General features: G+C 55.4%; 6 protein-coding genes and 1 pseudogene. 2 read left to right on the top strand and 5 right to left on the bottom strand.

Annotated features, from left to right (window positions below; genetic code table 11):
- Window positions 1-7: 7 nt before the first annotated feature.
- Window positions 8-1,954, bottom strand: a complete 1,947-nt coding sequence (locus HMPREF1257_RS10920; RefSeq protein WP_034659607.1) for a fructose-specific PTS transporter subunit EIIC — start codon at window positions 1,952-1,954, stop codon at window positions 8-10.
- Window positions 1,955-2,278: 324 nt separating this feature from the next.
- Between HMPREF1257_RS10920 and HMPREF1257_RS10925 the strand changes: the two genes are divergently transcribed.
- Window positions 2,279-2,788: a 2'-5' RNA ligase family protein gene (locus HMPREF1257_RS10925; RefSeq protein ID WP_023025493.1), complete on the top strand. Its 510-nt coding sequence runs from the start codon at window positions 2,279-2,281 to the stop codon at window positions 2,786-2,788.
- Between the two features lie 28 nt (window positions 2,789-2,816).
- Here the strand turns inward: HMPREF1257_RS10925 and HMPREF1257_RS10930 are convergent, their stop codons facing one another.
- Window positions 2,817-3,233, bottom strand: coding sequence for a hypothetical protein (locus HMPREF1257_RS10930; protein ID WP_023025495.1), 417 nt, complete (start codon window positions 3,231-3,233; stop codon window positions 2,817-2,819).
- 45 nt (window positions 3,234-3,278) lie between these two features.
- The gene (locus HMPREF1257_RS10935; RefSeq protein ID WP_023025497.1) at window positions 3,279-4,481 is read right to left on the bottom strand and encodes an amidase; all 1,203 of its coding nucleotides are present in this window, start codon (window positions 4,479-4,481) and stop codon (window positions 3,279-3,281) included.
- 152 nt (window positions 4,482-4,633) lie between these two features.
- Here HMPREF1257_RS10935 and HMPREF1257_RS10940 point away from each other — a divergent pair, with 152 nt between their 5' ends.
- The gene (locus HMPREF1257_RS10940; protein ID WP_023025499.1) at window positions 4,634-5,575 is read left to right on the top strand and encodes a nucleoside hydrolase; all 942 of its coding nucleotides are present in this window, start codon (window positions 4,634-4,636) and stop codon (window positions 5,573-5,575) included.
- 93 nt (window positions 5,576-5,668) lie between these two features.
- On the opposite strand, the gene HMPREF1257_RS10945 is transcribed toward HMPREF1257_RS10940, so the two are convergent.
- Both HMPREF1257_RS10945 and HMPREF1257_RS12575 read right to left on the bottom strand, forming a co-directional pair.
- Window positions 5,669-8,098, bottom strand: coding sequence for a DUF262 domain-containing protein (locus HMPREF1257_RS10945; RefSeq protein WP_023025501.1), 2,430 nt, complete (start codon window positions 8,096-8,098; stop codon window positions 5,669-5,671).
- An 866-nt stretch (window positions 8,099-8,964) separates the two neighbouring features.
- Window positions 8,965-9,114: pseudogene (locus tag HMPREF1257_RS12575) on the bottom strand (IS3 family transposase); the annotation flags it as partial.
- Between the last annotated feature and the right edge of the window lie 104 nt (window positions 9,115-9,218).

Here is a 9,218-nt window from a genome sequence, read left to right on the forward strand (position 1 = left end):
CAGAAGACTAAGACTCCACGGCGGCTTGCGGTTGGACCTGGAGGGCAGAGGAGATAACCTCTTCTGCTTCTTCGCGGGAGCTGGCCGCGTGCAGCTGGGCACGGAAATCTTCCTTCATGATGGCGCGGGCGAGGGTGGACAGCAGCTTCAAGTGCTGCTTTCCAGCGTCATCGGGCACGGCGATGAGGAACGCTAAGGTTGTGGGATCTTCTCCGGTGCCCCATGTGAGGCCGCCTTCGGGAAGCCGGGCGAAGGCCAGCGTCGGTGCGGTAACCCCAGCGGATCGAGCATGCGGGATGGCCACGCCGTGGCCTACGCCGGTGGAGTGTTGGGCCTCGCGGGCAAGGGCGGCATCGGCAACCGCAGCGGCGTCGTTAATGCGGCCATCGGCGGCGGCGAGGGAAACGAGCGACTTGATGACGGCCTCAGAGTCATTACCGAGCGGTTCATCGAGGCTGATGGTAGAGGTACCGAGAAGCGGGAGCTTGGTGGACTCCTCCGTGTTCTCCTCTGTTTCCGGGGAGCGCTGTGTCAGGCGAATGAGCAGAAGCATGAGCGCGGCACACACGGCAACGCCGCAGAGCATGGACAGGAAGAACCACGCCACCTGATCCACCGCGCCGAGGACGGCGACGATGGGGCCGCCGTGCATGACATGATCTTGGACGCCAAACGCGCCGGCCATGGCACCGGCGACGGCACCACCCACAACGTTGGCCGGGATGACCTGCAGGGGACGCGCCGCGGCCAGGGGAATGGCGCCTTCGGTGATGCCGAAAAATCCCATAAATAGTGCGGCGATACCGGAGTCCTTTTCCGCCTTATTGAACCAACCGCGGCGCAAGAGGGTGGCCACGCCCACGGCGAGCGGTGGGACCGCAATCGCGGCGGCGGCCATACCCATCGGGGCCGCATTTCCCGCAGCGATCATGCCGCCGCCAAACAGGAAAGCAGTCTTATTGAACGGCCCGCCCATATCGAAAGCGATCATCGCGCCGATGATAAGACCCAGCACAATCGCAGATGAGCCCTGTAGCCCGCCGAGGTATTCGGTCATGGCCTCGAAGGCGGTGGCAATCGGGGCGCCGATGAAATAGATGAAGGCCAAGCCCACTATCAGCGTGGTGAAAATCGGGATGACGATAATCGGCCAAATCGGCGCGATGAATTTGTGCACCGGAATCTTCTTGATCGCAAGTGCCACGTAGCCGGAGAGAATACCGGTGACGATACCGCCCAAGAATCCGGCTCCAGCCTCGGACCCGTACAGCGAGCCGGTCGTAGCGATGAGCCCGGTGATAAGGCCTGGCGCTAACCCCGGCCTATCCGCGATGCCAACGGCAATGTAGCCAGACAACACCGGCACCATCAGCGAAAATGCCAGACCACCGAGCTCATTGAGCGTATTCCAGAAGCTATCTTCAGGAATGGACAGTCCTTCCGGCGTGGGCGTGCCACCCAAGGACAGCGCCACGGCGATGAGCAATCCGCCGGTGACCACGAAAGGAATCATGTGGGAAACGCCGTTCATCAGCGCCTTGTACATGGTCTGCCCAATACCGCGCAGCCCCGCATCTTCCGCAGCGTCCTCTGCCTCGCTTTCCGATGCCCCCTTATCCTCACCCTTCCATGGTGCCGCCTCCAAGGACTTGGTCAACAGCTGCTCGGGGTGTTTGATGGCCTCGTCTACGCCGGTGGCCACCAAGCGCTTGCCGTGGAATCGGTCCTTTGCGATGACGGTATCGGCACCGATGACAACGGCATCGGCTTCCTCGATGTCTTGTGCGCTGAAGCTGCCCTCCACGCCGATGGAACCGTGCGTTTCAATCTTGATGCGGTAGCCCAGCTTTTTGGCGGCTGCCTCTAAGTTCTCGGCGGCCATATAAGTATGGGCGATACCCGTTGGGCACGCCGTGATGGCGAGAATAAAAGGCGAAGAATCTGATGTGCTCATACTCTTATTAAAGGCACCCGTTTAAACGAGCACAAGAGAATTGGAAGGTTCTTTGCGCAGGGTCCGTTGTAAGGCTCCGATGTGCAACCTCCTCTGAGCAGCGTCCGATGTGCAACGTCCTCTGCGTCAATTGAAGGCGCGATGCGATTCTTGAAGGGCGAGTTTGCTCAAACTGTGCATAGGACCTATAGCATCGCGGAGTTCCCACAAGCGTTGACCGGCGGTACCCTAGAACCAGAGCTAGAAGTAGAAACAGGACCGAAATCGCCCGCACTTCGGGAGCACGAATGAATCGTGCCCACTTGAAACGAAGAAAGCCGCATTGTGAGTACAGCATCGCCGGATAATATCCTGCTTTACCTGCCGGAAAAGCAGGAAGAGCAGATTCGGGAGATCTTTGCCGGTCTGGCCGAGCGCGGATTCCCCGTGCAAAACCAGCGCCCGCATATTACGGTGACCTTCGCACCGGAGATGGAGCCCCACGTTGTTGACCTTGCCGCGGAGCTTTTACCGGCGGTTGTTCCGGCGACATTTCGGCGCGTGGGAAACGTCATCTTCGGCACCAAGCGGAAACGAACCGTGGCTTGGTTATTAGAGACTAGCGATGAACTCGAAATGGCAGCGCGGAAGATTAGCGCCGCCAATTCCGAAGGCCGCGGTCCGCGCTGGACGCCGCATCTGACGATGGGTCTGCGCTTACCGCGCGAGGACGTGGGTGACTATTTAACCGCGATGGATGAGCTGACGTCCTCGCACTTCAAGGTACTTAACGCAATAGAAGCGGCGTATTGGCGCCCGCGCACGCAAGAAAAGACGGTGCTAGCGGGAGGCTAGCCAGCGCGAAATAAAGTTTGCAAGACCGTCACATTAAGCTCCTGAGTTCGAACTCGCGGCGGTACGCCGTATTGATGTATTCCCGTGCCGCCATCAGTTGCAGCGTTCCATACTTGGAATTGGACGGATCTACCAAGAGCTCGCACTTTTGCAGAGCTTCATGCTGCGCCACCGTGTCCGCCGTATCCAGGCACATGAGATCAATGCCGTCACCATAGCGGGCGTAAAACGCCGTGGCAACGTCGAACACGTTGGGACGCTCAGCTTTCGCGCGCGAGAAATCGACCGAATAGGCAAGGTCAACATCATTCGCATTGGCGGCATCTACGTGCGCGCTGCCAAAAAGAACCAGCAGGTCAATGCCGGTATCCAAGCAGAATGACTCCAAGGAGCCGTCATCGGCCTCAGCGCGCAACCGCGCGACAAGCTGTGCTGGAGTACTCATAACCAACGCCGTCAGCAGGCAGAGACGCGCAGAATTGCGGTGTGCTTAAAGCAGTGCCTGAATTTCGCGAGCAACGCGCAAGACGGTGAGATCCTGGCCCGGCTTGCCGATGACCTGCACCGCATCACCCACTCCCGTGGTGTCCCTCGTTCGCAGTGGGATAGTGATCGCCGGCCAACCCAATACATTGAAAGGCTCGGTCCAGCGGCGCAGGCTGGCAGCGGAATCCGCAGTTTTCTCTGCAGTGATGTCGTCCCATTTGATGGGGCCGGCGTCGAGGGTGGGGGTGAGGATGACGGGGGAGGCATCGAAAAGCGTGAGTGCTTTCGTGCGCAGTTCCTCTAACCGCTGCGCTGCAGCATCGTAGTTTGCCTGAGAAATATCCTGCCCACCGAGGACGCGCTCCAAGATGACATCCTGGTACTTTTCCCGCTGGTCAAGGTAGGGCTGGTGGACGTCATAAGCCTCCCTGAGGCGCATCAGCGCGTAGAGCTTCGCGGTGGTAGCGATGGTGGATTCGAGCTGGGCGTAATCGAGGTCCTCCACGGCTGCGAAGGTGGAATTTTGCAGCGCAGACAGCAGACCAGCAAAGCGCTCACCTTTGGTCTTCACTGCAGAGACATCGATGGTGGCCACGTTCTCGGCCGGAGCCGGTACCTTATCCACCGTGGCTAGCAGGGCTTGCTCGATGAGCTCGATGGAGCTGGCGAAGAATCCGATGCAATCGAAGCTCGGCGCGAAGGGGAAGACGCCATCGAGCGGGATCGCGCCGGTGGTGGGCTTGAATCCAAGAACACCCTGACTGGCGGCCGGGACCCGTACGGAACCGGCGCTATCAGAACCCACCGTGAGATCGGGTGCTCCGCACGCAACCAGGGCCGCCGACCCAGAACTAGAACCACCGCCGCAGACCTGCGGATCGCGCGGATTGATCACGCGGCCATATGCGGAGGCATCGCCCAAGATGCCATAGGAAAACTCCTGGAGATTGGCCTTGGCAACGGGAATCGCGCCAGCATCTATTAGCCGCTGTGCCACCGTGGCATTCTGCGTCGGGACCGGCCCCATATCGACGTTGGTGCCACAGGTCGTAGGTGCCCCGGCGATATCCACGACGTCTTTAAAGGCAATGGGTAATCCGCGCAGCGTAGGCGCGGTATCCACGGCGTCTTCATCAAATGGGATCGTGGAAATCACCGCGTTAAATTCTTGCTGTGCCTGGGTCAAGCGGTCAGAAATTGAAGGCATGGCGGGGGCGAGTTCCTTTCCATGGCGGTTATACGGTTTGCAGGGGTGCGTTGCTGCTTTCCAAGGGTACAGCTGGTGAGCTCGGAGGAATTGAAGCTGCGCTACACCATGAAACCGTGGCGGTCTTCAGTGACCAAAAGTAGGCTCGAGACATGACGCGAAAAATTATTCTGGACTGCGATCCCGGCCACGATGACGCGGTGGCTTTGCTCCTGGCCATGGGCAACCCCAACATCGATCTGCTGGGCATTACCACCGTCGGCGGCAACCAGACCTTGGACAAGGTCGCCCGCAATGCTCTGGTGGTCAAGGAGATCGCCGGACACCCAGAGATTCCGGTCCACGCCGGCTGCGATCGCCCGCTCGTGCGTCCCATCGAAGTTGCCGAGTCGATCCACGGTTCCACCGGCATGGACGTTAGAGGCGTTGAGCTTCCGGAGCCTAGCACCGCGCTTGCCGATGCCCACGCCATCGACTTCATCATCGACACCATCATGGCCCACGAACCCGGCACCATTACCTTGGTCCCAACGGGTCCGTTGACCAATATCGCTATGGCCGCGCGCAAAGAACCACGCATCGTAGAGCGCGTCAAAGAGGTAGTGCTTATGGGCGGTGGCTATCACGAAGGCAATTGGTCCCCAGTCGCCGAATTCAATATCAAGATCGATCCCGAGGCAGCGCATATCGTCTTCGAAGAGCCGTGGCCAGTCACGATGGTGGGATTAGATCTGACCCACCAGGCATTGGCCACCGCTGAGGTCGAAGCCGAAATTAAGGCCTTGAATACACCCATATCGGACTTTGTTGTCGGCCTCTTCGGTTTCTTCCGCGAGGCGTATCAGCAAAACCAAGGCTTTACGGATCCCCCGGTTCACGATCCGTGCACGGTGGCTTACCTTATCGATCCGAGCGTCGTGCAAACGCGCAAGGCGCCCGTCCACGTCGAGCTCGCCGGCGCACTTACCACCGGCATGACCGTGACTGACCTGCGTGAACACGCCGATGACACCTGCCATACCCAGGTCGCTACCAAGCTGGACCATGCGGGATTCTGGCGGTTGGTTACTGACGCGTTGAAGAACTTAGCTTAAAAGTGAGCCACTTAGCCGCGTTATATCCCTTGTATTGCTAATTTCAGGGCATAAGGCGGCTGTATGGTGCTCTGTAAAAATCCTCGTGCGGCTCTATGAAAGCTCACTCAACCGGTGAACGAGTTTTGCGATTGAGCCGTTAATTATTTCCTGGTGGAGATAACTTCCACCAAGCATTTGAGACACTTTGATGTGCTGAGTGAGTACAGCTAGGACTTGGTCGTCGCTCATCTCAGAGATCGCGGTGGACGAAATGAATTCCGTGAGCTCTTTACCGCCAAATAATGCTTGGGGGTCCGTGACACTAAAGTATTCAAAGTCCTTAACGAACTCACTGCGAAGCGACTCGGTATTCTGGGGCGTACCCTTTAGCTCTTGTGCTTCAACCAGTTGATCATAGAACTTAGTGAGCTCTGCATATTTGCCTGAAGTGTCGCTGCTATCTTGGTCACCTGCCTCGTCTGTCCGATCTGTTTTAGATACAGGGAAGGTGAATACAAGATCTTCAGGATCTAAGTCGAGATATTCGAAAAGACTGCGAAGGAACCAGATTTTGGCAGAAGTGTTGTTTCCAACCTGAACATAGAGGCCTTCATCAATCTTCCGAAAGGACCGAGCTTGTTCGGCCGCAGGCTTTTCAGAGCGAAGGAATTTTGAAGTTTCTGCGAAAGAAAGAATTTCGGTCCGGTGTTCGTGAAGTAAATACTTCAAAACCGCCTCGACCATGTCAGCCCATGACTTAGTGGTCTTTCTAAAGTCGCCGAATTCAAACCCGCTAATTTTTCGTCTACTGAATTCTTCGCTTTCACCCATCGGTTCCTTTGGGAGCACTGCTTCTGGTGGGACGAAGCTGGTTGGCTTAGCTTTCCAGAAGGCTAATGCTTTATCGGTAAGGTCCTCGGTTCTCTTTTCAATCTGAGGTAAGGACCAGCGATCGGATTCCCGTAGGAGCTCATTGAGGCGATACGGCGAGCTGTCGAAACCGTTTTCCATGGTTTTCTTGGCCGTAAACGGAGAGTTTGAGTAGGAAGAGTTGTAGCCGGTGACCGTGAGATTGCCAATTCGGTTTAACCATGACTCGTGGATTTCTTCGGCCCTGTCACCGAGCTCCTGGTGCCAAGCATCCGTAAGGGTCTGGGGCATGATGTGCTCGATAGAAATCCTATTTTCAGCCAGTGCAGTGGAGACGTCACGAATATCATTTGAATCACCATTTTCGAGGCAATCGAAAAGGTACTGCCGCCAGTATGCCCGAATATTGTAGAAGTCCTTGGTGGCAAAGGCTTCCTTGAACTCAGCATCGGTGGGGAAACGACCGCTGCCTGAACGCCTATTGAGTTGGTAGATGACGATTGGTGCAAATGCGGTGCCATCAGAGTGAAGCTTGCTGACCTCCGCATACATAGTCGCGAAGATTTTATTGAGTGAGTTGGTGGGAATGCCTGCAACAAACCGGCGGACAATATATGACTCGATGGTGACCAATACTTCGAGGAAGTCATCAGGCGTCGTCTTGGATTCATGGACGTCGCGAAGAAGCGGCATGAGAAACGGTAGAACCACAGCGCCCATAAATTCATTCATGCGCTTAAGCTGCGTGTCCACTTCAGGGTAACCGGTATCGGATTCGCGTATTTCGCGGAAATACGTGGAATAGGCGTATAAATCATCCAAGAGTTCTGACATGTTTGTCTTGCGCTTGGAAGCGAAAGATTTGAATGCCTCATAAACGTCCTGTTCGCGTGGGGTCTTGGTGGTGTAAGTAGTGAGATACCAGCGAATGAAGGAGTCGGTCTGAAAACTGCAGTTTTCTTCAATCGGATTCCAGCGTTCGTTATACAATCTTTCCTGTTGCGTAGAGTCCAAGCCCATGAGGACATAGTTGCGGACTTTGTCAGCTTCTTTAAGTTCCAAACCGGTGGAGTTTAAGCTTTCGAAGATTCGCTGGGGCTCGTCGTATTCCTCCAAGTCCAAGTGCATCACCTCGAGGCGGCAGATCGCTTCCCAAACCTGGTCGGCGTCCAAAGAGGTAGAGCGTAGCTTTTCGCGGAAGAAGCGGTAGTTAGACGTTACATTCGATGAGTTGATGAACTCATTTTCAGGGCCAAATAATTTCTGATAGGCCTTATCGTCGTCTTTTACAGGCTTAAGTTTGAAACGCGGGTTTTCCTTGTTATGGCCGATTCGCAGGTAATCAGAGATAATTTTCTCGGCAAGCGAAGGATCTTCACTCTGGATTTCGTCATCTCGGAGGGCATGAGCGAAAGCCAGCATGAGGATGCTGACGGTGGTAAGCCTCTGTTGGCCATCGATGACAATCCAATTCCAGGAATCTTGGTTCTTCCCGACTACTGCGCCAAAGAAGTGTTTCTTTCGGTCGCTGAGGATTATTTCCTCGAGATCGTCAAAAAGCCGGGCACATTGCTTGTGCTGCCAGTCGTAATTGCGCTGGTATACGGGGATGAGGAGACGGCGATTATTACCATCATAAAGCGTATAGATTTCACGGATGCTGCCGCGCATGGGAGACCTTTCGCGAGAAGGAAATTAGGAGGACAAGGCTATATTAAATGACACCAATAGCGGCCGAAAGTGCCCGGGGAGAGACGAAAGTTGCTAGGGCTACGCATAAAATCAAAAGGGAAGTACCCCAATCCAACGCCTTGGGACCGTAAGTGTGGTGTAGCTATAGCCCGCAGCAGGGGCTATATCGGTTTGTATGAATACAACTTTCGAGGGTGTTTTTCGAATCAACTCTTGCCCTTCCCCTGTAAGGAAGTACCTCGCAAAGGCCGCCGATTCTAATCGCATTGAGCCGACGGCCTATCTTGAAAAGCCCTCGCCTGATTTGATGCGGCAGATGTTAAAAGATTTCGTTGACCAAATTTTTCCAACCAAGCAAATGCAATCTGCTGCGCGGACTCTGTCACCGTGTCATCCCAGCACACTAATAAGCGCAACGGCTCCCGTTACTATCCGGGACATGGCGTCGATACTGTTGTCCCTAAGTTGAGTAGTGGCCCATTCTTTCCTGGGTGGTTTTAGGGCCACACAGTAGAACCTTGTGAGCCCGTTACTACGACAATTGAAACGTGCTACCTCAAAAGCTTTTCTGCTAGGCGCAGGAAAAATCCCGTTGCTACCTTGGGCATCAACAATCTGTCAAAGTCAAAAGTATCTGGCAATGCCAAGTAACTCGGCACCATGGTAGAGGATCTCGCACCATCCTCCTAGACCAATACTCGTATTCTGGTTGAGGTTTCTGACACTGTTTACTCACAATGGACATCCTCACCTACCAACAAAAGTTTCGTGAAAATTGGGTGTCCACTAAACGAGGTAATGGGGTTGCCCGCAAATCGTGGACACGTAGTGGAGCTACCTAGTGGTTAGGCAGCTATTTCTTTTCTGCTGGTGGTTAGGCTGGTGTGGTTCTCGAAATCGACGGGGCTGACCATCCCGAGTGCGGAGTGCCGGCGCCGACGGTTGTAGACGGCTTCAATCCAGTAGGCAACGGCCTGACGCGCAGCATCGCGGGTTGGCCAGCGCTGAGCGTGTCAAGTTGTTTGTGTGTGGGGCTAGGTTTATAGGTATTTGTCGAAGCGGGCGGGAAAGGCTACGGCCATTTGGTTGATGGCTTGTT

This window comes from Corynebacterium sp. KPL1814, from assembly GCF_000478175.1.
Classification (GTDB): domain Bacteria; phylum Actinomycetota; class Actinomycetes; order Mycobacteriales; family Mycobacteriaceae; genus Corynebacterium.